Source organism: Desulfobacter curvatus DSM 3379 (assembly GCF_000373985.1).
GTDB classification, from domain to species: domain Bacteria; phylum Desulfobacterota; class Desulfobacteria; order Desulfobacterales; family Desulfobacteraceae; genus Desulfobacter; species Desulfobacter curvatus.
Window position 1 is genome coordinate 75,999 of sequence record NZ_KB892901.1, and the last position, 25,100, is coordinate 101,098.

22 protein-coding genes and 3 tRNA genes are annotated in these 25,100 nt (G+C 47.8%); 6 read left to right on the forward strand and 19 right to left on the reverse strand.

Annotation, left to right across the window (positions count from 1 at the left end; all coding sequences use genetic code 11):
* Positions 1-3: 3 nt before the first annotated feature.
* A complete protein-coding gene (locus B147_RS0101070) occupies positions 4-2,289 on the reverse strand; it encodes a methyl-accepting chemotaxis protein (RefSeq protein WP_020585411.1) in 2,286 nt (761 codons plus the stop codon).
* A 364-nt stretch (positions 2,290-2,653) separates the two neighbouring features.
* Between B147_RS0101070 and B147_RS0101075 the strand changes: the two genes are divergently transcribed.
* Complete coding sequence (locus tag B147_RS0101075) at positions 2,654-3,529, forward strand: radical SAM protein (protein WP_026259461.1); 876 nt, start codon at positions 2,654-2,656, stop codon at positions 3,527-3,529.
* A gap of 45 nt (positions 3,530-3,574) precedes the next feature.
* Here the strand turns inward: B147_RS0101075 and B147_RS0101080 are convergent.
* From B147_RS0101080 to B147_RS0101120, 9 genes are all read right to left on the reverse strand, one after another.
* Positions 3,575-3,652 (reverse strand) — tRNA-Glu (locus tag B147_RS0101080).
* A 25-nt stretch (positions 3,653-3,677) separates the two neighbouring features.
* Positions 3,678-3,753, reverse strand: a tRNA-Phe gene (locus tag B147_RS0101085).
* Positions 3,754-3,908: 155 nt separating this feature from the next.
* A complete protein-coding gene (locus B147_RS0101090; RefSeq protein ID WP_020585413.1) occupies positions 3,909-5,201 on the reverse strand; it encodes an ammonium transporter in 1,293 nt (430 codons plus the stop codon).
* Between the two features lie 391 nt (positions 5,202-5,592).
* Positions 5,593-8,583, reverse strand: coding sequence for a DNA polymerase III subunit alpha (locus B147_RS0101095; protein ID WP_020585414.1), 2,991 nt, complete (start codon positions 8,581-8,583; stop codon positions 5,593-5,595).
* Positions 8,580-9,800, reverse strand: a complete 1,221-nt coding sequence (locus B147_RS0101100) for a DNA polymerase Y family protein (RefSeq protein WP_020585415.1) — start codon at positions 9,798-9,800, stop codon at positions 8,580-8,582. Before B147_RS0101100 ends, B147_RS0101095 begins: the two co-directional genes overlap by 4 nt.
* Positions 9,797-10,585 (reverse strand): DUF72 domain-containing protein, encoded by a 789-nt coding sequence (locus B147_RS0101105; protein WP_020585416.1) that lies wholly within the window; start codon positions 10,583-10,585, stop codon positions 9,797-9,799. The genes B147_RS0101100 and B147_RS0101105 overlap by 4 nt, the downstream gene beginning before the upstream one ends.
* A 10-nt stretch (positions 10,586-10,595) precedes the next feature.
* The gene (lexA, locus tag B147_RS0101110) at positions 10,596-11,234 is read right to left on the reverse strand and encodes a transcriptional repressor LexA (RefSeq protein ID WP_020585417.1); all 639 of its coding nucleotides are present in this window, start codon (positions 11,232-11,234) and stop codon (positions 10,596-10,598) included.
* A gap of 205 nt (positions 11,235-11,439) precedes the next feature.
* On the reverse strand, positions 11,440-12,018 hold the full coding sequence (locus B147_RS0101115; RefSeq protein ID WP_020585418.1) for a lipid-binding SYLF domain-containing protein: 579 nt from the start codon (positions 12,016-12,018) through the stop codon (positions 11,440-11,442).
* Between the two features lie 46 nt (positions 12,019-12,064).
* Entirely contained in the window at positions 12,065-12,421 is a 357-nt protein-coding gene (locus B147_RS0101120; protein ID WP_020585419.1) for a cytochrome c3 family protein, read from the reverse strand.
* 192 nt (positions 12,422-12,613) lie between these two features.
* Here B147_RS0101120 and B147_RS0101125 point away from each other — a divergent pair, with 192 nt between their 5' ends.
* From B147_RS0101125 to B147_RS0101135, 3 genes are all read left to right on the forward strand, one after another.
* The gene (locus B147_RS0101125) at positions 12,614-13,597 is read left to right on the forward strand and encodes a TRAP transporter substrate-binding protein (protein WP_020585420.1); all 984 of its coding nucleotides are present in this window, start codon (positions 12,614-12,616) and stop codon (positions 13,595-13,597) included.
* Between the two features lie 222 nt (positions 13,598-13,819).
* Entirely contained in the window at positions 13,820-14,299 is a 480-nt protein-coding gene (locus B147_RS0101130; RefSeq protein ID WP_020585421.1) for a TRAP transporter small permease, read from the forward strand.
* A complete protein-coding gene (locus B147_RS0101135) occupies positions 14,289-15,569 on the forward strand; it encodes a TRAP transporter large permease (RefSeq protein WP_020585422.1) in 1,281 nt (426 codons plus the stop codon). The genes B147_RS0101130 and B147_RS0101135 overlap by 11 nt, the downstream gene beginning before the upstream one ends.
* Before the next feature lie 97 nt (positions 15,570-15,666).
* Here B147_RS0101135 and B147_RS0101140 read toward each other — a convergent pair whose 3' ends face one another.
* Entirely contained in the window at positions 15,667-17,067 is a 1,401-nt protein-coding gene (locus tag B147_RS0101140; RefSeq protein WP_020585423.1) for an ATP-binding cassette domain-containing protein, read from the reverse strand.
* A gap of 179 nt (positions 17,068-17,246) precedes the next feature.
* Between B147_RS0101140 and B147_RS0101150 the strand changes: the two genes are divergently transcribed.
* Both B147_RS0101150 and B147_RS0101155 read left to right on the forward strand, forming a co-directional pair.
* Positions 17,247-17,876 carry a 5' nucleotidase, NT5C type gene (locus tag B147_RS0101150; RefSeq protein WP_020585425.1) on the forward strand — a complete coding sequence of 210 codons (630 nt, stop codon included), beginning with the start codon at positions 17,247-17,249 and terminating at the stop codon, positions 17,874-17,876.
* Between the two features lie 94 nt (positions 17,877-17,970).
* Positions 17,971-18,068, forward strand: a tRNA-Sec gene (locus B147_RS0101155).
* Positions 18,069-18,171: 103 nt separating this feature from the next.
* On the opposite strand, the gene B147_RS27060 is transcribed toward B147_RS0101155, so the two are convergent.
* The 8 genes from B147_RS27060 to B147_RS0101195 form a co-directional block, all read right to left on the reverse strand.
* Entirely contained in the window at positions 18,172-19,413 is a 1,242-nt protein-coding gene (locus B147_RS27060) for a tyrosine-type recombinase/integrase (protein WP_169400691.1), read from the reverse strand.
* Between the two features lie 71 nt (positions 19,414-19,484).
* Positions 19,485-19,805 carry a hypothetical protein gene (locus B147_RS0101165; RefSeq protein ID WP_020585427.1) on the reverse strand — a complete coding sequence of 107 codons (321 nt, stop codon included), beginning with the start codon at positions 19,803-19,805 and terminating at the stop codon, positions 19,485-19,487.
* Between the two features lie 531 nt (positions 19,806-20,336).
* Positions 20,337-21,401: a hypothetical protein gene (locus tag B147_RS0101170; protein ID WP_020585428.1), complete on the reverse strand. Its 1,065-nt coding sequence runs from the start codon at positions 21,399-21,401 to the stop codon at positions 20,337-20,339.
* A 70-nt stretch (positions 21,402-21,471) separates the two neighbouring features.
* On the reverse strand, positions 21,472-21,720 hold the full coding sequence (locus B147_RS0101175) for a hypothetical protein (protein WP_020585429.1): 249 nt from the start codon (positions 21,718-21,720) through the stop codon (positions 21,472-21,474).
* Positions 21,721-21,809: 89 nt separating this feature from the next.
* A complete protein-coding gene (locus B147_RS0101180; protein WP_020585430.1) occupies positions 21,810-21,989 on the reverse strand; it encodes a hypothetical protein in 180 nt (59 codons plus the stop codon).
* Positions 21,990-22,064: 75 nt separating this feature from the next.
* Positions 22,065-22,403, reverse strand: a complete 339-nt coding sequence (locus tag B147_RS0101185; protein WP_020585431.1) for a hypothetical protein — start codon at positions 22,401-22,403, stop codon at positions 22,065-22,067.
* A gap of 13 nt (positions 22,404-22,416) precedes the next feature.
* Entirely contained in the window at positions 22,417-24,033 is a 1,617-nt protein-coding gene (locus B147_RS0101190) for a VWA domain-containing protein (protein WP_020585432.1), read from the reverse strand.
* A gap of 11 nt (positions 24,034-24,044) precedes the next feature.
* Positions 24,045-25,031: a DUF3150 domain-containing protein gene (locus B147_RS0101195; protein ID WP_020585433.1), complete on the reverse strand. Its 987-nt coding sequence runs from the start codon at positions 25,029-25,031 to the stop codon at positions 24,045-24,047.
* Positions 25,032-25,100: the final 69 nt, after the last annotated feature.

Consider the following 25,100-nt stretch of genomic DNA (forward strand, 5'->3'; position numbering starts at 1 on the left):
TTTTTACGGGTTCATTAACTTTTTTAAATTTGATGACAGAGATTTTGGCTTTGCTGAAAATTTTTTGACCGGCGGATCAGCCTCAAAGCTGCGATTTGAATTTTTATTTCCGGTTACCAGTACCACAAGATCATCAACAAAGTTTTTGAGTTGTTCTGCCTGTGCACTCAATTCCTCTGCAGCGGATGCGGATTCTTCTGCATTGGCTGCATTCTTCTGAACCACGCAATCCATTTCAGCAATGGCCGTGTTTACTTGGGAGATCCCCCTGGACTGCTCTTTTGAGGCCTCAGAGATCTCAGCCACCAGGCGGGCCACTTTTTGGGAACTTTCTGTTACATGGTTGAACGCCTCGTTGGTGGCGACAGCAATGCTTGACCCCTCATTGACTTTTTTCACTGTACCTCCAATCAGCTCCGCCGTGTCCTTAGCCGCATCAGCCGCCCGCATGGCAAGATTTCTGACCTCATCGGCCACAACGGCGAATCCGGCACCGGCCTCTCCGGCCCGGGCGGCCTCCACTGCGGCGTTCAGGGCAAGCAGGTTGGTCTGGAAAGCGATCTCGTCAATGGTTTTGATGATCTTGGATGTCTCCTCACTGGCTTTGGAGATATCTTCCATGGACTGGGTCAACTGCGCCATGGATTTATTGGCGCCGGCCACAACGCCATTGGACTCTTTCATTAAAGTATCCGCATGGGTGGCGTTTTCCGCATTTCTTTTTGTCATGGAAGCCATCTCCTCCATGGAAGATGAAGTCTCCTCAATGGAAGCGGCCTGCTGGGAAGAACCTTCAGCCATGGACTGACTGGAAGAAGAAACCTCGGAGGCTGCCGCGGCTACCTGATCCGCGCCTTCACCCAACCCGTTGCTGATTCGGGTCAAAACGCTGATAATCCCCCTGGCAATGACAAAGGCCAGTAAAACACCGGCAACAATGGCAACCACCGCTATAATAGCTACATTTCTCTTGGTAGCTGTGGCAGCATCCAGCATGGCCTTGTCCGTAAGCATATTTTTCTTTACCTCTTGTCTGAGTTCCCCTAAAAGATGTTGGACTTTTTTCAAATTGGGCGCGGTCTGGTTGCCATAAATGGCAAAAGCCTTGTACTGCCCTTCCAGAAGGGTCTGGGCCTGATTTTGAAATTTGTTCAGCAATTCTTTGGTTTCATTCAAAGCCGGAAGTGACTCGGTCTGAAATATTTCAATGGCTTTCTCCCTGCCTTTCATCAACTTTTCTTCGTAACCAATGGCCTGTTCAAAAAAATCAGAAACGGCCTTAAGACAACCCTGTGTTTCCGAATTAAAGACAGACGCGGCAGCCTGTATATTTCCTGAGTTTATCAAATTCTTGATTGTGAGGGCACTCTCATGCAATTTTTTGTGGGGCTGCTTTACCTGATTGAAGATATCTTTTAATCGCTCATCTTCAGCATTAATACGAGCGGTTCCGTTAGATGTCAGCCATTTTCCAAAATTGCATTTTTCAGGATTGAGTTCTACATGAAAGGGAGTCTGGGTTATTATGCCTTTGCTGACCTCTGCAGCCCACCTCCTGTGGTCGTCCAGCCTCAGGCGAAGGGTGTTGCGCAGCCCCGTGTGAACCTGGCGGTAGAATTTAATGATTTTTTTTGCCGAATCGTGGAGTTGTTTATGGGAGGCCTTGATCTGTTCCATGAGATCTTCCAGGGTCACATCCGATGCAGCTGTTTTGGCTGCCGCATCACTGTAAAGCCATTTGCCGAATGCACACAGGGTGTGGTCAGTCTGCACCTCAATAGCCGAAGCATTTTCCAGGAGGGCCTCCTGGATTTTTGCAGTCCATTCCAGATGATCAATCAGTTTATTTGCGATAAAGCCCGGAAGGGCCGGATCTGCTGCGGTAAACGCCTTGTCAATATCAATGGCTGATTCATGAAGCAGACGATGTGGTTCTTCTATCTCCTTGAACAGGGGAGCCAGGGAAGGCACCTGGGCTTCAGCTTCTTTCCTGCCTTTACCATAAAGCCATTTACCAAACCCGCATTGTGTATGATCGGTCTGTATGGTCAGTTTTGTAACGTTCTCATCGGTTAAGAGTTTGTTGACCTCCCCGATCCAGTTCAGGTGATCCACCTCTTTCTGGGCCAGTTCCCCGTCCAGGGCTTTGCCGTCAATGACCTCGGATGCATTTTTGACAATTCCGCCGACACCGGTGAAACTCAATCCCCCCAGTACGACCAGAAGAATAATGACAATTCCAAAACCAATGGATATCTTTTTTCCTATGGTCAATTGCTTCCAGTTCATACTTCCTCCTTTGACTAATCACGCTTTAGCTATTTAATATTGTTGATATTCTAATATTTTTTCCATTGCCGTGACTCTCTGTCCAGATAAGCCTGGTTAATGTTAAATAAAATTTTAACCTCAAATCCGCGACGGGAAGAAATTCATCACGAAGGTTGATTACAAGTTGTGTTTCGTATTTTTGATTATAATTTTACCCAACACCAGAGAGATGTCAGCGTAATGGTCTTAAATGCAACTGATATATAGCGGATAAGTATTATAGATATATACACAAATCACCTTGGAAGTGCAAGAATCCCTTAAAAATGAATGATTATAGGTTCACTGTTGTAATTTCGCTGATAAAATGTCAAAAAATAATATGAGATATGAAGGCCCCATATATCGTCCACCCAGTGAAGCAGATTCCCTTTTAATTCAAGCCACGGTCGGATGCCCTCACAATAAATGCACGTTTTGTACGATTTATAAAAATGGTACACGTTTCAGGATCAGACCGGTTAAAGATATTATGGAGGACATGGATTCTGCATCCAAAATTTATGGATCGAATGTCAAAACGCTGTTTTTCCCGGCAGGAAATACCATTGCAATGAAAACGGATGACTTGGCTGAAATCTGTATCTATGCCCGCAAAGTTTTTCCTGATTTGGAACGGATAACGGTCTACGGCTCGTCCCAATATATCCATAAAAAAGGGCAAAGTGGTCTAAAACAATTGGCAGATGCCGGGTTAAATCGTATCCATGTGGGTCTTGAATCCGGCAATGATGATGTGCTGCGCCATGTGAAAAAAGGTGTGGATGCCAAACGTCAGATTGAAGCAGGTCAATGGGTCGTTGCTGCTGGACTAGAGTTAAGTCTCTATGTTGTATTGGGGTTAGGCGGCGTGGGGTTGACAGAGCCCCATGCAGACGCAACGGCAAATGCGCTCAACCGAATTAATCCTGACTTCATCAGGCTTAGAACCTTTGTACCGAAAATCAACACACCAATCTTGGATGAAGTTGAGTCCGGAAAATTTAAAATGCTGGGGCCACATGGTATTTTAAAAGAAACCGAACGATTGATCAGACAATTAAATGTAACGTCGTATTTAGCCAGTGATCATTACACAAATTATATTGATGTTCACGGCAAACTGCCTGAATCACAAAAGCCAATTATAGAGCAGATTAAAGCAGCACGTCAGTTACCCGAATCTCAATTCCGGCCTTTTTTCATTGGAGAGCAATAAAAGCAAAAGGCCCTGGGCAAAATGCCGAGGGCCTTTATTTTTAAATGGCGTCCCCAAGGGGATTCGAACCCCTGTCGCAGGCGTGAAAGGCCTGTGTCCTGGACCGGGCTAGACGATGGGGACGTACTTTAAGTAAATGCAATGTAAATGGTGCCCAGGAACAGAATTGAACTGCTGACACGGGGATTTTCAGTCCCCTGCTCTACCGACTGAGCTACCTGGGCCCATGAGCAGATGAAACTAATCGAATTTTGAGTTACTGTCAATAGTTTTTTAAAATTGTTTAATAGCAAAAGCCCCGGATAAAACTATCCGGGGCTTTTGCATATTCGGGACGCGGACCTGAGACGATATTATGGTCTCACCGTGACCCTATTTCCTATTCAATTTCAAAACCGCGTTCGCCGTGGATGGCATTATCAAGACCGGATCGTTCCTCGTCCGGATTCACCCTAATTCCGCCGGTAAGTGCTTTGGTAACATAAATGATGATCAGTGTGGCAATGGCGGCAAAGGCGGCGGTGCCGATGACGGAAAGAAACTGAATACCCAATTGTTTTGTATTGCCGTAAAAAAGACCAACCGCCCCTTCCGTCACTGTGGGTGTGGCAAAAAGACCCGTGGCCAAGGCACCCCAGATGCCGCAAAGTCCATGGATACCAAAGGCGTCGAGGGAGTCGTCGTATCCCAACTTATGCTTAATTACGGCAACGCCCAGATACCCTAAAACACCGGCAACTGCGCCAATGGCAAAGGCACCTGCAAGGGAAACAAAACCTGCTGCCGGGGTGATACCCACCAAACCGGCAACCGCGCCGGAGGCAAGTCCGAGAACCGTGGGCTTTCCTGAAATTTTCCACTCAACGAACAACCAGGCAAGTCCTGCAATGGAAGCGGCCGTGTTGGTTACCATGAATGCAGATGCGGCCACGCCGTCGGCTGCCAGCTCACTGCCTGCATTGAAGCCGAACCAGCCAAACCACAGAAGCCCTGCACCCAGGGCGGTAAACGCAACAGAGGACGGGATCATAGCCTCTTTTCCGTAGCCGTTGCGTTTGCCTAACACCAAAGCCAGTACCAGGCCTGATACACCGGCATTGATGTGGACAACGTTGCCGCCGGCAAAATCCAGGGCACCGAGGTGATGCATCCATCCCCCGCCCCATGCCCAGTTGCATACAGGTGCATAAACAAATGTAACCCACAGGATGGTGAATAATATCCAGGAGGAAAACTTCATTCTATCCACAACAGAGCCCAAAACAATGGCAACGGAAATACAGGCAAAGGTCAGCTGGAATAGAACAAAAATTAAGGTCGGAATGGAGCCGGATACCGAATGAATGTCAATGCCGGACAAAAACAGATGATTCAGATTGCCGATGAAAAGAGAGTTGCTTTCTCCAAAGGCGAGTGAATATCCCCAAGCCACCCAGACCACCGATGCCAGACAATAGGCCACAAGCGTCATGGCAATGGTGTTCAGCAAATTTTTGTATCGGGACAAACCACCATAGAACAGGGCCAGGCCGGCCGGCGTCATCATCATGACAAGGGCCGTGGACATGGTTACCCATGCAGTGTCTCCGGTATCAATGGTGCCTTCTCCGGCCAGGGCCGGACATACATTTAACAGGATCAAGCCAACGACAAGTGCAAAGTGTTTTAGCATCATATCTTCCTCTTCTCAGGTTAATGCGGTTAACCTGCAAAAAAAAATTAAAATTATTGCAAGCACAAATTAATTAACAAATTTGTGCTTGCATTTTAGCAAATGTTATACCAAAGGCACCCTATTTCCGAATAATACAAGCACAACACATTTAAATTACACAACAAAAGCAACCTAAAACCCCAGCAATAGATTATCTCGAAAAATAGAATATTTTTTTTAATCTACAAAAACGTAAAACCAACCCCCCAAATAGAATACAAAAATGTCTCTTTCCATTGACATGCCTTAAATATCACTATAGATCTTGGATTTCAAGTCAAATAAAGGAATGATTTTAAGTGTAAAGGTAGGTTGGCTTGATATGAAATTACACAATTGAAATTTTATATCAGAGGCGGCACACCTGACTGACGGTCAATGTGATAGCGCCCCATTCATTTTCCACCTGGCCGGAGAGTAAATATGGATACCCATGATCAAGGATACAGAAGAATCTGGTGTATGTTTTGGGAAACAAAACGGTCTCCACCAATCCGGTATCATCTTCAAAGGTAAGAAATTTCATGGGGTCACCCTGTCTGGTCCGCACAAGCTTGCCTGTAATCAGCCAGCCTGCAAAACAGACTTTCCGGCCAACCCTGTTGGGCAGATCTACAGCCTTAATCGCATTGAGATCTTGATATCTTTCCCTTATCAGCGTCATGGGGTGACAGGCCGGTAAAAAACCCAGCATGGCAAATTCCCGGCGAAGCCGTTGAAGGGGAGGGTCCGGAGGCAAATTCGGAATTTCATGCATGCCGGGTCCAAACAGATCTATCCGGTCCGCCACGGCCCTTTGACCTGCCTGCCAGACACAATATGCCCAGGCTAAAGCCGCACGGCTTGTGCCCGGCAAAAAAGAGTCAAGGCTGCCGCTGTCCGTGAGCGCCCGGGCCTCATCCTCCCTGGGAGCGATACGGTTAAAAAAATCAAAGCAGCCGGAAAACATAGCCTTTTCCCGTTCCAGAACAATTCTGTTCATGGTTGCCCGGCTTAAGGATTTGATGGCCATGAGCCCGACTCGGATCTCATTTTTAAATCCGGCCCAGCACACCCGGCTGTGCCGGACATCCGGCCCTAGAATCGTTACCCCCATACGCCGGGCTTCGGACACATAGGCAAATGTGGAATAAAAGCCGCCCTGGTTGGATATTACGGCTGCCATGAATTGCGCCGGGTAATGGGTTTTAAGATACGCGACCTGGAATGAGACCCGGGCATAGGACGCCGAATGGGGCTTGCAAAAGGAGTAGCCTGAAAACGAGAGGATCATATGCCAGATCCGCTCCACAGCATCCAAAGAAACGCCTTTGCTGCGGGCACCATCAAAAAACTCGGTCCGGAACACCTCAAGTTTTTTGTGTCTGTCCTTCTTGGACATGACCTTGCGCAGTTCATCCGCCCGGGCATGGGTAAAGCCGGCCAACCGGACTGCAGCCTTGGATACATCCTCCTGAAACACCATAATACCGAAGGTTTCGCTCAAAAGCCCTTCCATTAAAGGGTGAAGGGGCTCCCATACCCCTGAATGCAGGCGTTTGAGGTACGCGTTTATAAATTCATTGGCAGCAGGCCGGATAATGCTGGAATGAATGACCAGGTGCCGGAAATCACCCTGGCCGGATTTTTTCTGGAGCAGGCGCATGGCAGGACTTTCAATGTAAAAACAGCCCATGGTCCGGCCCTGGGCCACCTGCTGCTGGGTGGCCGGATCATCTTCCGGATCAATGTTTTGGAAATCCGTAAATCCCCCCTGGGTATCCCGGATTGAGGCAATACAGTCCCTGATGACACCCAGGCTGCGGTTGCCTAAAAGATCAATTTTGACAAGGCCTGCCGCCTCTGTGCCCTCTTTTTCCCATTGGATGACAGGAACCCCCTTGGCAGCATCTTCCACAGGGACATAGGTGTCAATGGGGGCTGGGGTGATGACAACGCCCCCGGGATGAACCGACAGATGCCTGGGGGTTTCGATAAGTCTGTTTGCAAGAGAGATGATCCTTGGCCAGGGATCAGCCCACCGGGATGTTTTCCCGGGATGTTCAGAATTCAATGCATTGGCGCCCCTTAAAAATGGCGCATCCCGGCACAGCCGGGAAATCCCCCGCTTTATTTCAGCTTCGGGCAGACCAAATACCCGGGCGGTTTCCCGTACCGCCATCCGGGGCTGGAACAGGATGTGACTTGACACCATGGCAGACCGGCCTTTAAACCGGTTCAACACATGGCTAAGGACGATGTCCCGTTCATCCCATGCAAAATCCACATCAATATCCGGGGGATCCCGGCGTTCCGGGTTGAGAAACCGTTCAAAATAAAGGTTATGCTTGATGGGGCAGACATTGGTGATGCCCAGACAGTATGCCACGATGGACGCGGCACCCGAGCCCCTGCCGCAGGTGCGCGAAGCTTGCGCTACAATATCGGCCACCACCAGGAAATAGGCGGAAAAACGTGTCTGCTCAATAATGGCCAATTCATGGTCAATGCGTTTGAGCACCCGTCCCGAAAGGTTAGGCCCATAGCGTTTTATGGCGCCGGCCATGGTTTTTTCCCGGAGCAGCCCCGTGCATGTTTGCCCCAAAGGCGGGGTGTACGGGGGCATGACAATACCAAAGTCAGGACCGGTAAATTCAAGACGTTCTGCCAGGACTTGGGTGGACGTCAGTGCTTCGGGCATGGCGGCAAATTTTTGCAAATAGTAATCAGGGCTGCCTAAAAAAGCGCCCGCCGGTGCCATCTGTTCAGGAGAGAGTTGAGACAGGCTGGTCTTGGTCTCAATGGCCCGCAACAGGGCATGGAGGCCGTGATCGCCGGGGGATAGAAAATAACTGTCCGGGGCAGCCACCAAGGGGAGTTTTGCTGCCCGGGCCGCCCGGCACAGGGGGCGGCTGCGGGAAACCGGTGTGCGTCCGATAAAGGCTGCGATATCCAGATTCATGCCCTGGCGGGAAAGCCTATGCCAGTAGGTCAGGCACTGGACAGACGGGGTCAAAAAAATCAGGCCCTTTCCAAGGGGCGGTACGGCTTGCGCCAGATTAAAATCCGGGGCCCTGTGACGTCGAGTAAGAAGCCTGCACAAATTGGCGTAGCCCGTACTGTTTTTTACCAGGGCCACCACTTTTGTACCTGTATTCGGGTCAGTGATTTCAGCACCCACCAAGGGTCGTAAATCAAACTCGGCACAGGCATCAAGAAACGGCCACAGACCGTAAAAATTATTGGTGTCTGTCAGGGCCAGGGCCTTATATCCCAGCGCCTTTGCCCGGGCGCACAGATCCCGGATACCTGGGACACCCCGCATCAACGAATAGTGGGAGTGAACTGCCAGTGGAATCATGGCACAGCAGATTCACCCGGCATTCTTAAAGCGGCCCCAAGGGTGATTGCCCCAGGGCCGAACCGTTCACTGACCTGGACGGCTGCCCGTTGAACCATACGCATCTTATCTTTTTTGGGGTCCCTGTCCGACGCCCGGAACAGATCAGCTTGAATGGGTAAAAAGGATTGATTCGTCCGGACAGGAACTGTGCTGCAGGCAAGGCCGATATGCCGGATGCGGATTCTGCGCTTCCAGGTGCGGGCAAACAGTCCCCATATCTGGCGGAACATGAAAAGAGTGTCGCCTCGTATCCGGGTGCATCTCCCATGGTGCCGGATTCCGTCGGCGTAGGACAGGCAGATACTTAAGTCCCTGGGGTATGCCCGGCTGCGCGCAAGATCCCGGCTGATTTGACCGCTTAACAGGGCAATGCAGGCTTTCAATTCGTCTTGATCGTTGGTATCTGTGGCAAATTCATGATCAACCATCAGATCTGATGTCCGATTCGGGGCAGGACCCGGCCTGACAGGATTGGTGTCTATACCCTGGATGATCCGGTGAATAACATACGCCCTGTCCGCAAAGGGAATGGCCAGCTGGGCCGGGGTCAGCCGGCGCAGATGACACACGGTTTCAAGATTGAAACGGGCGGCGGTCTGCGCTTCATGGCGGCTTATGCCGGGCAGCAGTTTAAGGGGAAAGGCTGTAAGGAAATCAGCTTCCTCGCCAGGTCCCACAATATACTCCCCCAGGGGTTTAACCAGCCGGGTAGCGGCCTTGGCCACCAGTTTATTGGTGGCAAGGGACCAGACAGGGTCTAGGCCCATCTGTTTTTTGATTGATTTTTTCAGCCGGAAGGCCACATCCGGGCCCGGGCCGTAAAGTCTTGCCGTACCGGTGATATCCAGGAACAGATGGCCGTCTCCCATGCCGGACTCCACTGCCGGGGTAAATGCCAGACCCTGCTTGGTAATCTCTTTCATGGCCTGGACATACCGGTTGAAATGGGGCGGCAAAACCCGGATGCGCCGGTGCCGGGACAAGACAAGCGACAGGGGCATGCGTTTTCGGATACCCTCCCGGAACGCCGGTTCATTCATATCATACACCACAGCCCTGGGGGCGCCTAAGGGCGCAATAACCACAGGGCTGTCTTTTAACGCAGCCGACGTCATGGTTTCCAGACAGGCGGCAAAATCCGCAATATTCAGATGGATGATGGAGCGGGGCCTCATGGGTGGGCATTGAGCATGTTCATCAGCCGCCGGCAGTTATTGGGCGCCTGCCCCCTGACGTGGTTGTTAAAAAATACAGCACCTGTATCTGCAGCCGGGCCAAGGGTATTGGAAATAGTTTCGGCAAGGGCTTTGAGTTCGGTTTCGCTGTAATTGTAGTCAAATTGTTTCTGCATGTTGCCGGAGCGCCATCCCTGGCTGTTTCTGCCGTGCAGCCGCAGATAGAAAAGCTGTGGATTGGTAACAATGTCCAGTCTTGGGAACAGGCTGGGCAGATCCGGGGCATCCACGGTCACCAGGGTGACTGCCCGCCGTTCGAATTCATAAAAGACTTTGTCATGGACCCAGGAAGGATGCCGGAATTCAACGGCCACGGGCAGGCCTGAAAGCTCATCCAGCAAGGCTGCCAGGTAGAATCTGCGTTCCGGGGTGCGCGTGAAATAAGGCGGCAACTGTATCAGTATGCACAAAAGGCAGCCGGTGGTTTCCAGGGGCGAAATGCCCTGGCGGAACATCAGCACCTCCCGGATCCATTCTGCTTTGTCCACTTCATGGGTCATGGTGCGGGTGAGCTTAACACTGAACTTGAATCCTTCGGGCACCTGGGTTGCCATCCGTTCCAGGGACCGGGCCTTGGGCATCTGGTACCAGGTATAGTTAAGCTCCGTGGCCTTAAACATTCGGGCATAGGCCGGCAGCATACCGGCCGCATGGGTGCCGGGCGGGTAAACCCCTGCGTCCACCCACTCCGCATATGAATAGCCGCTTGTGCCTGCGCACAACATGTCCACCGGCTTATTCCCCTTCCATAACCTGGGCGGAGCGGATAATGCCGATCACCTTGCCCTGGATCATGATATCGTCAAACCCGTAGGTCTGGGCACTGAAAGCAGAATTTTCCGGACGTAATTCAATGTGGTCGGCATGGAGAAAAAAACGCTTGATCGTGGCTTCCTCTCCGTTGATCAGGGCCACCACAATTTCCCGGTCCTGGGCGTATTGCCGGGGTCTGCAGATGGCGATGTCCCGGTCAAGGATCCCCGCGTTTTTCATAGACTGGCCCTGGACCTTCAGGGCAAACAGGTTATCGCCGGGATACAGGGTGTCGTCCACCACCACACTGCCGTCCCACTCCTGGCCGGCATAGATGGGAAGTCCGGCGGTGATCCGCCCCACAATGGGGACAACCTTTTTGCGATGATCCGCGTCCGTGGCGCCGGTTTCATCCAGGATAACGATATTTCTGCTGTACCGGCCCAGCCTGCGGATATACCCCTTGGTTTCAAGCAGCTTCAAGGTCTGTGCCACGGCTGCATGGCTAATGGCAAGGCTTTTGGCCATCTCTCTAAGACTTGGGGTCTCTCCGGATCGTCCAAGTTTGGACTTCAGAAAGAGCATGACTTTTTTTTGCTTTTCTGTGAGTTTTGGTCTCATTTTTCCTGTGATTCTTGCCCGTTGATTTTTAATCAATATGTCAGACGCCGCACTTAATGTCAATGCAAATGTAAGCCTTATTGTAAATGCTTGCGAGCTAAAGTTAAACACTATTTAGGAGAATAGATTTTAAAATAAAACAGCCCAAGAAATGAAGGCTCATCCCTTGGGCTGTTTTTGTTTGTATGTTTACGCAGACAAAAATTTATCTAAAAAGATTGACGTCAAATTTCTGCCCACCAATGGCTGCTTCATACATCAGGCCGCCTTTGGCATGGATAAATACAGCCATACCCTTGTAATATCCAGTTGGCGCCTGTATTCCCGTGGCCGGCCCGGCACTGGCTCCGGCGGTTCCGCCGTCACTGCCGGCCTTGGCCTGGATCCCGGCAGTAACCACTACGGCTGAAATCGAGGCATCAAATTCATAGGACCCTGCGGTAAATTCATCATAGGCCCGCTTGTCCTGGAAAAAAATGATTTCGGAGAACGCCTGTCCGCCCAACTGAAACCCAACGGTGATTTTGGTAATGGTGGCAGTACCGGTGATCAGACCGGCCTGATAAACCCGGCCCTGGCCATAGGCACCTCCAACAACGAAGCCGCCCTTGCCCACAATGGGAAATACGGCATATCCATAGCAATCTTCAAAAAAAGGCCGGACCGCCTCGGCCCTCTTAAACACATTAATCGCACTGGTGCATGAATCCGCAAACGCCGGAACTGTACAAAAAAGAGCGAAAAGAACTGTCAGCATAATAATAGAAAATTTTGAGGATTTCATTAGTAACTCTCCTTTAAAGGATGGGGTGGTATATCCGGCAATCCCATCAGGAGTGACAGGCACTGCAACTGGTAGGTCCGGATTTTTCCCCGGCTCTCCTTTTTGCTCTATGACAGGCAAGACAGGTTTTATTCATCACCTGTTTTGCTTTAAGCACACCAGTCTTCTTTGCTTCATCCAAAGCGCCCGGTTTTTTTTCAAAATCTTTATGACAAACGGCGCAATCCTCAACAACGGTCTGGTGAAGTTGATGTTTAAAGAAGACCGGGCCTTTGCTGCCGCCGTTAAGGGTCAGTTCAGGTCGGCCGGGATCCTGGGCCATTATGCCGGAAACCGGGATTAACGACAATCCTACAACGATACTGCAGGCGGCAAAACAGATTGTGATCACTTTTTTGTTCATTTTTTTATCCTTTTTTTAATGTTACCGAATAAGGGACTCGGAAAAATCTGACCAAATTATTACCATAGATGCTTGGGAAAAAACAAGAAAAGGGAACTTCGTGAACACTCTAAGCATTTCTCAATACTTGACTTCACCGTGTGTTTTAAATAGATTAGCGCAAACTCAATCATAAAATTTCAAGGAGTGGGCATGAGAAACACGGGAATTGTAACGCTGGCAATCGTGATCCTGCTGTCCTGGACATCTTTGGGGGCGGCAGGCCCTAAAACCATAAAACTTGCACTGGTCACCAAACCTGAATCAGCCCAGTATATTGCTGCCGAAAAATTTAAAGAATTGATTGAAGAGAAGGCCGGGGATGCCTGGGCGGTAAAAATGTATCACTCCGCATCCGTGGGCAATGAAACCGAAATCCTTCAGCAGATCCAGATGGGTACCATCCAGATGGGCGTTATAACGGGCGGTCCCTTTGATACCTTTGACCCCATCGTCAGGGTGATCAACTATCCTTTTATATTTAAAGATCATGCCCAGGCAGATGAAATTCTGGACGGCCCTTTGGGTCAACAAATATTAAAAAGTCTTGAAACTTCCGGATTTAAAGGGATCTGCTTTTCCGAAAACGGCTTCAGGAATCTGACCAACAATAAAAGACCCGTCAATACCCCCGAAGATATCAAGGGGCTGAAAATCAGGGTCATGTCCTCTGCCCTGCACAAGGCGGTTTGGCAGGCCCTTGGTGCCAACCCGACCCCCATGCCCTGGCCCATATATACGGAACTGGAACAGGGCGTCATTGACGGACAGGAAAATCCATTATGGGTCATGGAAGTCTATAAATTTTATGAAATTCAGAAATATATGACCCTGACCCGCCATGTCTACTCTCCCCATATTGATGTGGCCAGCCTTGCCTGGTTTAACAGCCTTTCCGCCGATGACCAGGGGCTGATAACCTCATCCATGATCGAAGCGGCCAGATTCCAGCGCGCGGATAACCGCAACAAAAACGCGGCCCGTCTGGCACTGCTCAGGGAAAAGGGTATGCAGATCAATGAACATCCGGATATTGATGGGTTCAGGCATAAGGTTGCGGCGTTAAAGGATATGGATCTGTACGCTGACAAGCGGGTCCAGGCGTTGTTGAATAAAATGCTTGATGCCGTTAAATAGTGTTTGAACAAAACGTCACCCATTTTGCTACACCTGGTAGGGGTAGGTCAAATTACTTCGAACTCATTTTTTGAGCACTAACTAACGGCCTGTGGCCGTTTATAAGAAAGTTCCAATAAGTTGTTGAATTACTTTCTTACTTTGTTGTGGGCTGCACCTCTGTGCTGATATGTCAGATCAGCCCGTGGCTGTTATAAAAAAAACGTCTGATAAAAGAATGATATGAAAGCTCTGATTTTTTTAAGCCGACGTCTGAACGATTATATTCAGTTTCTGGTCAGCATCATGGGCATTATCATGACCATCGTTGTGGTCTCCCAAGTGTTTTCCAGGTATGCGTTGAATCACTCTTTGTTCTGGTCCGAGGAACTGGCCCGGATCATTTTGGTCTGGCTGACATTTTTCGGTTCTACCGTGGCCTATTACCATAAGCTTCATCCAGGCGTTGACACCGTTTTCAAGCGCCTGCCGGAAAACCTTAAACAGGCAATGGCGCTGATGTCCTACCTGGCGGGTATGGTGCTTTTTACCGTGATGGTAATCTGGGGTGCAAAGTTTGCCTGGTTTGTCAAGCTCCAGATCACCCCGGCCCTGAATCTTCCCAAATGGATTGTCATGGCCGTGGTACCGGTGTGCGGCATTATTTTTTTAATTCATGCCCTGGCAGGTTTTTGCAAAGCGTGTAACACCTATGATCACTGAAATCCTGATCCTGTCTCTATTTTTTCTGTTCGTGATCAACACCCCCATTGCCATTGCCATCGGCACCGCCTCCCTGGCTGCCATTGCAATACAGGGAGATTTTTCCCTGATGGTGGTGATCCAGCGCATGGTGGCAGGTACCGACTCCTTTCATCTCATGGCTGTGCCGCTGTTCATGTATGCCGGAACCATCATGGAAAAAGGCGGGATGTCCCAGCGGCTCATTGACTTTGCCAATGCACTCACCGGCTGGCTGCCCGGCGGACTGGCCGCGGTTTCCATTGTTTCCGCCATGTTTTTTGCCGGAATTTCAGGCTCGGCTGCGGCCGATGCGGCTGCCGTGGGTGCGATCTTGATTCCGGCCATGAAACGTTCGGGGTATCCTTCGGATTTCTCCGCAGCGGTCCAGGCCGCCGGTGGATCGCTTGGCGTAGTGATTCCGCCGTCCATTCCCATGATTATTTTCGGGTTTCTCACCGGTGCGTCCATTTCCCGGCTCTTTGCCGCAGGCATCCTGCCCGGCCTGCTCATCGCAATCTCCCTGATATCCGTTGCCACATTTATCTCCTGGAAAAACGGATTTGCTCCGGAGAACCGATTTTCCCGGCAACGCCTGGGACGTACAGCCAAAGATGCACTGCTTGCCCTGGGTGCCCCGGTTATTATCCTAGGCGGTATCCTTTCCGGTGTGTTCACGGCAACAGAGTCTGCGGCCGTGGCGGTTGTTTATGCCCTGTTCGTCTCCATGGCCGTATACAGGCAGATCCGCTTCAAAGATATTTTTTTGATATTCGGCCAAGCCGGCATTACCTCTGCCATTGTCATGTTCATTATTTCCACGGCCTATGTGTTTTCCTGGATTGCCGCCATTGAGAATATTCCCGATGCCCTGGCAGGCGGACTTTTAAGCATAACGGACAATCCCGTATACCTGCTGCTGCTGATCAACCTTGTGCTCCTGGTCACCGGTGTTTTCGTGGAAACCACGGCATCCTTGATCCTGTTGGTACCCATGATCACCGCCATGGTTCCCAACCTGGGCATTGATCCGGTTCAACTGGGTGTGATTGTGGTGGCCAATCTTGCCATCGGCATGCTCACCCCGCCCATGGGCATCTGTCTGATTGTTTCCGCCTCCATTTCCGGGCAAAGTATCGGGGCGGTAAGTCGTCGTATTGTGCCGTTCTTACTGGTGCTCATTGCGGATCTTATCCTGATAACGTTCTATCCGCCTTTGACCATGTGGTTAGCGAGGATTCTTGGCCCCTGACGGTTGTACACCTAATCCCGGCCTAAACGAAAACCCGTGTTTGGACAAAAAAATACCCATATGCAATGCCGCAGATGGGTGACTTTTTGTTCAAACACTAATTTCCCATGCGAATGTGGGATACAAAAAAATCCCTAAATTCATCTTCCCTATGGCTGACGTATAAAATGGTACTTAATTTTTCCGTTGCCACCTGACCTAAAAAATCCAGAACGGCATTGCGGTTGGCCCGGTCCAGGCCATGGGTGGGTTCGTCCAGGACCAGAAGGTCAGGCAGTTTTATCAGGGCCCTGGCAATAAGCGCCAGCCGCTGGTCTGCATAGGAAAGGCTGCGAAAAGGAGCGTCGGCCTTATCTGCCAGGCTGATGCGCGTCAGCCAGGCCATGGCTTTTTTTTCGTCTTCAGGTGCTGGGCGCTGATACAGGCCAATGGTGTCATAAAGACCGGACATCACGCAGTCCAGGACACCGCCGGCCACCCGATAGTTGCGGTGAAAATCCGTGCTGACAATGCCCATCCCTTTTTTCAACTCCCAGATAGACTCCCCGGTGCCCCGTCGGGTGCCGAATATCCACAACCGGTTCCGGTAACAGGCCGGATGGTCACCGGTAATCACCTGCAGCAGGGTCGATTTACCGCAGCCGTTGGGACCTGATACCAAGGTGTGGTCGCCCGGATGTATGCACAGATTAAGATGGGAAAAAACCGGCTTGCCCGAATATCCCGCATGTCCGTCTTCAAGCCTGACCAGCTCCTCTGAATGCGGCGTCTCATCGGATTCCACGCCCGGGGAAACAGCACTTTCCGCTGACTTTAAATCAGCCACGTCCGCTGAAAAACTTGCGTGCCCCTGCAATTCAGCCAATCTGGGTAAAATGTCCTGCCGAGACCCTTTAAGGGACATGCGCCCATTTTCAATCACCGCGATATGGGTGGCACTTGAGGGGATGTCCACTGGATCATAAACAAACGCCAGAATCCCCATCCCGCAACCCCGGCAATGATCCAGTGCCAGGTCAAGCTGCCCACACCCTGCTTTGTCCAGGCCGTCAAAGGGGCTCTGTATCAACAGCCATTGACTGCCAGAAGAGATCCTGGACAGCAGCAGTAGTTTTCTGGTCTGACCCGTGGACAACTGCCGATAGCCCTGGTCCAGGACCTGATCCATACCAAAGGCGCGGATCATTTCTGTGTATTGATCCGGATTATGGATAAAGGCCCGGGCCAATGTGCCGGGATCCAGACGATCCATAAAATCGGTATCGTCATTTTTGATTTCCTGCTCAAAAACCGCCTGCTGCCCGGCAAAGGAAAAGATGCCCATATCTTTGGGCAAGCAGATTTCGGCACCTGGAATTTTTGGGTGGTCTGGGGACAACAGACTGAAAAAAGAATCAATTCCAGACCGGTTTTGGCCTAGAATGCACCAAAACTGATCAGGCGACGCTTCAAACAAAGGGATATTTAAATCAGATGTTTTGATATTTTCAATTTTCATGGCTGTATTCAACCAGTTTTACGGCATTTCGGCAAGCCCGAATTTTCTATTGAAAGAAGGGGCCAGTGCTGCTTTGTCTGTATTTAAACAATTGGTTTTGCAAAACGCCTGATATTCTGATAAAAGCCTTGAGTGAAAAATAATACCGCGTTGAACGCGCAACAGAAGAGGGCAGACAAGTGACCGGTTTTCAAGCCAAAACAATATATGTCGATGTGGATGATGTCGTGACCAGAACCACAGAAACTTATCCGGATGTTGTGGCCCAGGAGTTCGGAAAGACTGTATCGTTTGAAGACCTGACCGGTTTTGATTTGAAACGTTGTTTTCAGTTGACGGATAATGAGTTTCAATATTTTTTTGACCTGGTTCATCAGTCTGATTTCCTTTTGGGGTTTGATCCGGTGGAAGGGGCGGTTGAGACCCTGAAGGCCTGGGCTGATATGGGACACATCATTGATATTGTAACGGGACGTCCGACCTCGGCCCAGGATGCGACCCTGGCCTGGCTTAAAAGTAATGGTGTGCCTTTCAGGGGATTTATCATGGTGGATAAATACAACCGTCCCGGCAATGATATGTCTCTGGCCATTTCAAAAAAGGAGTTATCCATGATGGATTACGATCTGGCAGTGGAAGATTCCCCAGAAATGGCTTTGTTCCTGGCCCGGGCCATGGGGGTACCCACGGCATTGATCCACCGGCCCTGGAACCGGAAGTGCACCATACATGACAACCTGGTTCGGTGTACATCCTGGGATGAAATTCACCGCATGATCAAGGAACCGGCACTTGAAGAAAACAAGTAAATTATTTAGTGCTGGAGCCAAAAACGAATAGTTGTTGGGCCTTACGAAACAAATTGACAAGCAACCAGCTAAAAGTATATTTTGCTTATAGTACGGAAGCACGCGGCTCACTGGTGGGGCCCTCGGACTTCAAATCCGATGTGCGGGGCTAATACCCTCGCGGGTGGGTTCGATTCCCATGTGCTTCCGCCAATTTTATCCTTTAATTTCAAATAACTACTAAGAAATCACCCTCTACTTTCACCACACTTTCACCAGTACACTTAGGTGAAAATAAAGGGATTCTCACAAGCAACTACCTGAAATCATAGCCGTAATACTCCCGAATTTCTCCCATGTCCTGTTCTAAACCGTCAACGTACTGACCGTAAACTTCATAAACCATTTTTTTGGAGCCATGCCCCATCAATTTCACAAGTCTATTGGGATGAACATCAAGGACTAAGGACCAGGCTGCAAAACTATGCCTCAAAGTATACGGAACCCGATATTTAACTTTGGCTTTTTTAAGGGCTTGTGGCCAAGTATACCTTCCAAAGTTTTCGGTGCTGAACCGCAAGCCTGTTATTGAGGAAAAAACATATTCAGAATCCGTCTGAGCCATTGCCTGGTTGAGAGCCTTTTTTAAGTGTTGGGTTAAGGGAAGTTCCCTTTTCCTGTAATTAGTTTTCAACTGGGCTTTCTCATGACCTTTCACAATAGAATTTTCCACAAGGATGCGGTCGCTTTTAACGGCAGTTTTTTTAAGGCCAGCTATCTCAGATCCGATCATACCTGTCATTATCATTGTTTCAGCCGCTGGCTTGTAATGAGGGTCCATATGATCAAGAATCTCAAGCCACTCTGAAAACAAGAGCACTTCCGGTTCTGCCTTTTGTGGCCGCTTCTTCAACTCTTCTTTGAGGAACCGCTTGCAGAACGAGAAAGGATCTGATTTCTCCCACTGGTGCTCTTCAACAGCATCGTACCAGATTGCTCTCAAAACAATCAGCAGATTATTCACCCTTGATTTGGACAAGGGTTGGCCCTTCTTCCTACCTTGCCTGTGGTTAAGTGTCTTGATAAAATCTTTAACAGTGACTCCGGTAATCTGGCCAAACGATTTATCGGCAAAGAAGGGTTTAATCCAAGGATAGATAGCATTTTCATAATCCCTTCGCTTGCCTGGGGTGAACGCAGCCAAATTTTTATCGACCCAGACATCGCAATAGTCTCCAAAAAGCACTTTGCTGCTGTCGAGCTTGTAGGCTCTCCCCTCTAATGAGGCATGTTTGGCTTTTTCTTTTTCAGGCGCATTGGGGAAAGCTTTGCCAAATTCAAACGTCCCAGCCTTAATTCGGGCTTGCTGTCTGTTGACCCAGTCACGTAACTTTTCTCTATTTTCCGTGGTATCATCCAATCCAGATGACCTCTGCACTCTTATTCCGTTCGGTCTAAGGTCAACATACAACTTATTTGACCCGGGTTTCTTAATGATTCCCGTTTCTTTTTTCGGTTTTTCCTTTCGGTAGTAATCAAGCTTTAAAATCGCTGTCACGACGACCTCCCTTTCACCTCCTTTCACTCTGGTGGTCCGTCATTGGACAATACTAAAAGTGAAAGGCATTTTCAATATTCGAAGTTTATCGCAGGGTTGTGGGGCTTAGCTTTCGACCTTGATTTGGCAGACAAGCAGTTTTTTTGATCTCCAGATGAATCAATAGTCTCGCCATCTCCAGATATCGTATCCTTTTTGTTGATGTCGAGAATAAGGTCTCGTGCCCAAATAAACCGGAGGACTTTCCCGACCTGCAAATAGTGCCTGCCAGAGATGAGAATTCCATTGCTTTTCCAGTCATATATTGTTGACTTTCCGACCTTCAGCCTTTTGGCGTATTCGTCAAGAAGCAGGACTTCAAATACTTGTTTATTTTCAGGTGTTACTGTCATTTAGTTTTCCATTAATCAAGCTTTTGACCTCTTGTTAGTGCCTGGGCTCCGAGCAAAAAAATCAGAGTCTTCCAAATAGCCTGGCTTGACTATGGGGATTTTATAAGAATTCTGGAATTGAACTTTATTATTGGAGTACGTGGTATTGAAAATAAAAATATTTGTGATATAATAAACGTTTTTAGATCATTTTTTTTTGCGTCTCGGGATCTTATTTTTTTCTATAGCTTTAACTATTTGAATTTAATGACAATTCGCACAGATCTTAATCTCTCGAAGGCCCAAGTGAATTTAGTATGATTTCATATAGTTATAGCCAAATTGAGCATATATTAATCCGGCAACTATCTACAGGACCTATCATAAATAGAAAGATCCTTAAATCATGAGAAATATGACCACGATTACAATCAGCTATTTAATTGCCGGACCAATACAACCCTTAAACACAACAAGAGCCATATTTTTATCTTAAAAACTAAAAAGGCAGGACATGGGGATACGTGGATAGGGGATTAGAATTGGTAAGCATCATTCTTTTTTCATTATAAATGAGAATTTTGGGGGCCTGGAATAGACAACTTTTTTCTCGTGCTCTCTCTCTCTTTTTTCTCGTTGTAATCTACAATAATCATTATCTTCAATTGCGTGTTTTGCTACTCTATAATAACGCGTCAAACTATCATAGGGTATTTCATCTTCTTGATACGGATACTTATCATTATACCAATCGGTAAAACAATTTATTGCAGCGTCTCGGGACAATGCATGCTCCACCTTCAAATCCCAAATTTTGAGCCCAACAAATCGTCCAAACAAATCATTCGCACTTAATTTATCAGGGAGCCTCCAATACGTTTCTATAAAACGATTAGTTGCAGGAGTCCCTATTTCAGCTGCCATTCGTTTAAGAAGGTCAGAGCCTTGAGATTGATATGCTTTTATGGTTCGAAGTGTTCGATATATAAATGAGTCTATATTAAATTCAGAATCACATGGATTAATTTTCAAAACAAGGTCTTTAGTTGTGTCCAGATTACGATTATCATACTCAAACTCGAATTCTCTTGCCATGAACAAATGATAACATTTAGGGAATAATGAACTCCCATCCTCACGTATCAAGCTTGTCTCATTACTGCTTTTAAGCTCAAGAAGTTCATCGATATAAAAATCGATATCTTCAAACGTTGTTAATGAGTAAGCGTCAAATTCCCCATACGCTAACGAGATTTTTTGAATTAAGTTCAGCTCATCTTTATGTTCACTAAATATCAGGTCTTTTATACCCTCAATCATATCATGGCGTGGTGTGTATTTTTCGAAAAAGTCTTTACTATCAGTGCCATAAATAGATATTGAAAATATTAATCTTTTAAAAAAATCAAATGACTCATCTGAATCATGAAATCGTAATTTAATGTCATCTTGAGCAGTTTTGAAATATTCATCTATAATTCGGTAAATATCTTCTATTGCTTTTGTAACTTTTTTGAGACTCGCCACATTATCATTACGAAGCATCCTTTGCTGATAGCAGACGCTTAAAAAATACCAAGATCTTAATCGGTCATAAAATTCATCTTTTTTATCCATCCGAAACAAATCCTTTTTGAAATTCAAAAATTGTATCAATAATATATCGAACTTCTCCTAAATTCCAAGCTTAAATGGAATTAAGAATACACCACCCAGCAATTCTCCAATTGCTAATCCCCCAAGGATCAAGACGATCATTCGGTGTAAATCCATCATTCACCCATAATCTGCCTTTGAAATACTCGGGGTGATTCTCTCGGTCAGATTCAATAAACAGGTTATTACCCTTTGCTGTTTCTTTTATCATCGAAGGGAACTTCCCGGATCTCAGTTCTTCCCCAAATTGGGATGGTTCATAGGTTTGATTGATATCCATAATGTTCTCCTAAAACAACAAAAGCCTCCTTGTATTACACAAGGAGACCCTGTTTTTGTAATTCTGTTTTAACGCAACAATTTTTAATTTTATTCTATGATCTCATTGTGTTCTTCTTGCTCTGCGTCTTTTTCTTCTTCAAGCTCATCTAACTCGTCAATGTTGTTTTTAGCTCCGTCGTCATCAAGTGCTTGAATCCCTGCCGCAGCAAGGATGCCAGCAGCAGCAACACCACCAACAAACGTCAAAATAGTTTTTACTGTACTCATAAAGTCCTCCTAAAATGTTTAGAGCCCGGTTGAACAATCAAACGAAGCCCATGTAAATATTACCCTGGTGAGCTATTATATTTCGAACTCAGTGCCGCATTTATTGCAGCGATATTTACGGATCACATGACGGTCGATATGCTCACCAACCTTGTTCCCCACCGCTGCACCGGTAAAGAAACCAGCCAAAGCACCTGCAACTCCACCAGCAAGCGCCCCTAAACCAGTTCCCACCACAGGAACAACGGAACCTATGGCTCCTCCGGCTATGGCACCTGACTCAGTGCCTATGTACCCGGAGGCTGCTCCTGCTACACCACCTACCGCAGTGCCTGCTTTTTTGGCTGTGCTTACTAGCACGACATGATTTGCATTTTTACATTCCGGACAGACCGGAGTTTCAACTTCAGACATAATTTTCTCCTCATTATTTATTTTTGCTAAATACAGTTTTCATAATTCTAAACATGGCCGGTGCCAGTTCAGATAAATTGTTAATACTGCGGCTACTATTGGGTAGAATGCTTTCAATGCTTCTGGCATCAATACCGATCCCATAAAATTCAAACCCAAGTTTTTTGCCTTGGTTAATGGCTTCAACCGTATTGGAAAGGTAATCTGGGGAGCCATCACTCAGGATTAGTATGATCTTTCGGGATTCAGTCAGCGGAACCATTTGTTGAAGAACCCACCAGATAGCTTCCCCCATGGGTGTGCATCCAGACGCTCTGGTATGAAATCTTGAATGGATACGTGCACCGTGCTTGATGACAGGGCATACAGCCGGAATTTCAAAATTTCTGCAACCATGTATCTTGGGCGGATCTGCGGGAAAGGCGGTAACCCCGACATTAACGTCTTTGATAGAACCAAGAGCCTTTGCCAGGGCGTAACAGGACTGTGTGGTCAAAGCCATTCGTCTTCGCATGCTACTGGAACAATCAATCAGTATATGAACTGCGGTATTGAATCCTTGCCTTTCTTCCGGTTTGATGAACATCCGTGGATCAGAGATCGCAACTTTATGCAACTGCCTGTTGTCAAGCCTGCCTTTACGGGAAATATGGCTTCGTTTTAATAGGATTGACTGCAACGTGCTTTGAAGTCGCGTTTTTAGTGCTGTTGTCGATTTACTAAGTTCATGGGAATTACCGGTATCAAGGATGTTGAAATCTCGTTTACCAACGACAGCAACACTGACTTTATCCTGAGCACCAGTCGGTGACTCTTTCGCTAAATGTTCCTGGAGTATCTCTCCCATCGCTTTGGGCAACTGATCGGCCTTAGCATGGATCAATTTTTCTAACTGAGTTTTAGGCTCATCACTCTGATTTTGATCGCTCGTGGGTATAGGGCCAGGGGAGGCTTTAAAACTGTTTTTCGGCTTGCCAAAAGTCTTACTGCGAGGGCTTTGGGAACGATTATTTTCATTTACTTCAGATTTAAGCAACGCAACGATCTTTTTGGCGTAGAGGATACTTTCACTGGTTGTTACGCAGTTAGACCGTACTTCCTGAAGGACCGAATTTATCTTTCCTGGTAAACCGGGATAACGACTTTCAATGATGGTCTCCTCCTGATTCCGTGGACCAGACAGATCCGGTACATTCCAGGACCTGACAGATAAAAGAATCCAATCCGGGATAAGCTTTACCGGAGGGCTGCCATCATCAACTTTAGATCTGCAGAAGATATGCTTGATCAACCAATGAAAATTTCCACGGCATCCAGGAAAGATAACCGCCAGCTTTTCTTCTACCCGCCAGTCCTCAATAGAATTCCATATGTTCATCTCAAGCGGAGTGAGATTGGCTTTTTGAAGCGCATCAAAGTCTGTGTCCCTTATGTGGGCGGATTCATGATCTATATACCCCCTGGCAAGGCCGATAAACTTTTGATCGCAATCCATTGGCAAGGCAGGCAAGTTGATGGTATTTCCATCCGTAAAAGCTTCGGTCCCACCGATGTTTACTTTAACGCCGTATTTATTGCCAAGCACAGCCGCCACCAAAGGCAGCGACTGCATGATCAACTTATTGTTCATGGAATTTTCCTTTACCAAAGCCCGAAGCTGTCAATGGGCTGTGTGGATTGCTGTTGGTTGAAATTGTTAACGGGAATCGGTTCTGACAGGTCTATGGAATCCACTGAAACGGGACAGGCAGTATCGTCTTTTTGGACAAGGTTTTTCAGGATAGCTTCGGGTGTTCTACCCTTGATTATCTTCTTGCCATGTTCAACAATTGTTTTGGGATCACGCAGAAGCGCCAACACACCCTGAAGCATTAACAGGTCGGCTCCCTGGATGAATCCCCTTTTCGGTATCTGCTCAAATGCTGTTTTCAAAAGACTGGCAATAGGCGCTGCACACGGCTCCACAAAACTCAGACCGTTAAGTTTTTCATACATGGATCTCAACGGAGATATGGCTTTATGGGATACCTTGTCTTTACCTGAATAACACTTGTTCCAAGCATCTTCGGCAGCCTTGGCTATTTCATCGTAAAGAGTATTGCCTAGCTTGGAGACCTCGTCCTTCAAACCATCATGGATGAACTTTTGTTTGGGCGGTACAAGCTGGAATAATTGCCACTTGAAGCCAATCCTGCTGCTGACATATCCTGCATCAACGGTTGAATTTTTGATGATACTTTCCCACTCAGGATGCTGGTTGATCCAGGTCAGAACGCTTTGATCATAAGTTGACAGAAAATTTTGTTTAGCATCCATGAACTCGTCATGTATGACCTTTAGCTCTTTGATAACTGAATCCGCAGAACTTTCAGGTATGCCCCATCCAGCAAGGAACCTGACACCGATACGATCCAGCATGTTGACTGCACGGGATTTGAGTGTGCCGAAAATACGCAGATCTTCAGGGTTACAGATCTTTTTGCTGCCAAGTGAAGCCAAATCTTCTGGAGGCAGTTTGGCTCCTCCAAAATCGGAAGGATTTAATTTTTTCCTGGCAGACCAGATACTGACATCAAGGTTCAGTACCATCAGGTGTTTGAATAGTTTTGCATCTGTCGTTGAGTCCATATTTTCTCCTTTCCCAAAATACAAAACGGGATAGAAGCCTTCATGCTTCTTCCCGTCAAATTCTGTTTT

Excerpts from the sequence above, each read along its gene's own strand:
- B147_RS0101070 (WP_020585411.1), bottom strand. The coding sequence starts at position 2,289 with ATGAACTGGAAGCAATTGACCATAGGAAAAAAGATATCCATTGGTTTT.
- B147_RS0101075 (WP_026259461.1), top strand. The coding sequence starts at position 2,654 with ATGAGATATGAAGGCCCCATATATCGTCCACCCAGTGAAGCAGATTCC.
- B147_RS0101090 (WP_020585413.1), bottom strand. The coding sequence starts at position 5,201 with ATGCTAAAACACTTTGCACTTGTCGTTGGCTTGATCCTGTTAAATGTA.
- B147_RS0101095 (WP_020585414.1), bottom strand. The coding sequence starts at position 8,583 with ATGATTCCACTGGCAGTTCACTCCCACTATTCGTTGATGCGGGGTGTC.
- B147_RS0101100 (WP_020585415.1), bottom strand. The coding sequence starts at position 9,800 with ATGAGGCCCCGCTCCATCATCCATCTGAATATTGCGGATTTTGCCGCC.
- B147_RS0101105 (WP_020585416.1), bottom strand. The coding sequence starts at position 10,585 with ATGTTGTGCGCAGGCACAAGCGGCTATTCATATGCGGAGTGGGTGGAC.
- lexA (WP_020585417.1), bottom strand. The coding sequence starts at position 11,234 with ATGAGACCAAAACTCACAGAAAAGCAAAAAAAAGTCATGCTCTTTCTG.
- B147_RS0101115 (WP_020585418.1), bottom strand. The coding sequence starts at position 12,018 with ATGAAATCCTCAAAATTTTCTATTATTATGCTGACAGTTCTTTTCGCT.
- B147_RS0101120 (WP_020585419.1), bottom strand. The coding sequence starts at position 12,421 with ATGAACAAAAAAGTGATCACAATCTGTTTTGCCGCCTGCAGTATCGTT.
- B147_RS0101125 (WP_020585420.1), top strand. The coding sequence starts at position 12,614 with ATGAGAAACACGGGAATTGTAACGCTGGCAATCGTGATCCTGCTGTCC.
- B147_RS0101130 (WP_020585421.1), top strand. The coding sequence starts at position 13,820 with ATGAAAGCTCTGATTTTTTTAAGCCGACGTCTGAACGATTATATTCAG.
- B147_RS0101135 (WP_020585422.1), top strand. The coding sequence starts at position 14,289 with ATGATCACTGAAATCCTGATCCTGTCTCTATTTTTTCTGTTCGTGATC.
- B147_RS0101140 (WP_020585423.1), bottom strand. The coding sequence starts at position 17,067 with ATGAAAATTGAAAATATCAAAACATCTGATTTAAATATCCCTTTGTTT.
- B147_RS0101165 (WP_020585427.1), bottom strand. The coding sequence starts at position 19,805 with ATGACAGTAACACCTGAAAATAAACAAGTATTTGAAGTCCTGCTTCTT.
- B147_RS0101170 (WP_020585428.1), bottom strand. The coding sequence starts at position 21,401 with ATGGATAAAAAAGATGAATTTTATGACCGATTAAGATCTTGGTATTTT.
- B147_RS0101175 (WP_020585429.1), bottom strand. The coding sequence starts at position 21,720 with ATGGATATCAATCAAACCTATGAACCATCCCAATTTGGGGAAGAACTG.
- B147_RS0101180 (WP_020585430.1), bottom strand. The coding sequence starts at position 21,989 with ATGAGTACAGTAAAAACTATTTTGACGTTTGTTGGTGGTGTTGCTGCT.
- B147_RS0101185 (WP_020585431.1), bottom strand. The coding sequence starts at position 22,403 with ATGTCTGAAGTTGAAACTCCGGTCTGTCCGGAATGTAAAAATGCAAAT.
- B147_RS0101190 (WP_020585432.1), bottom strand. The coding sequence starts at position 24,033 with ATGAACAATAAGTTGATCATGCAGTCGCTGCCTTTGGTGGCGGCTGTG.
- B147_RS0101195 (WP_020585433.1), bottom strand. The coding sequence starts at position 25,031 with ATGGACTCAACGACAGATGCAAAACTATTCAAACACCTGATGGTACTG.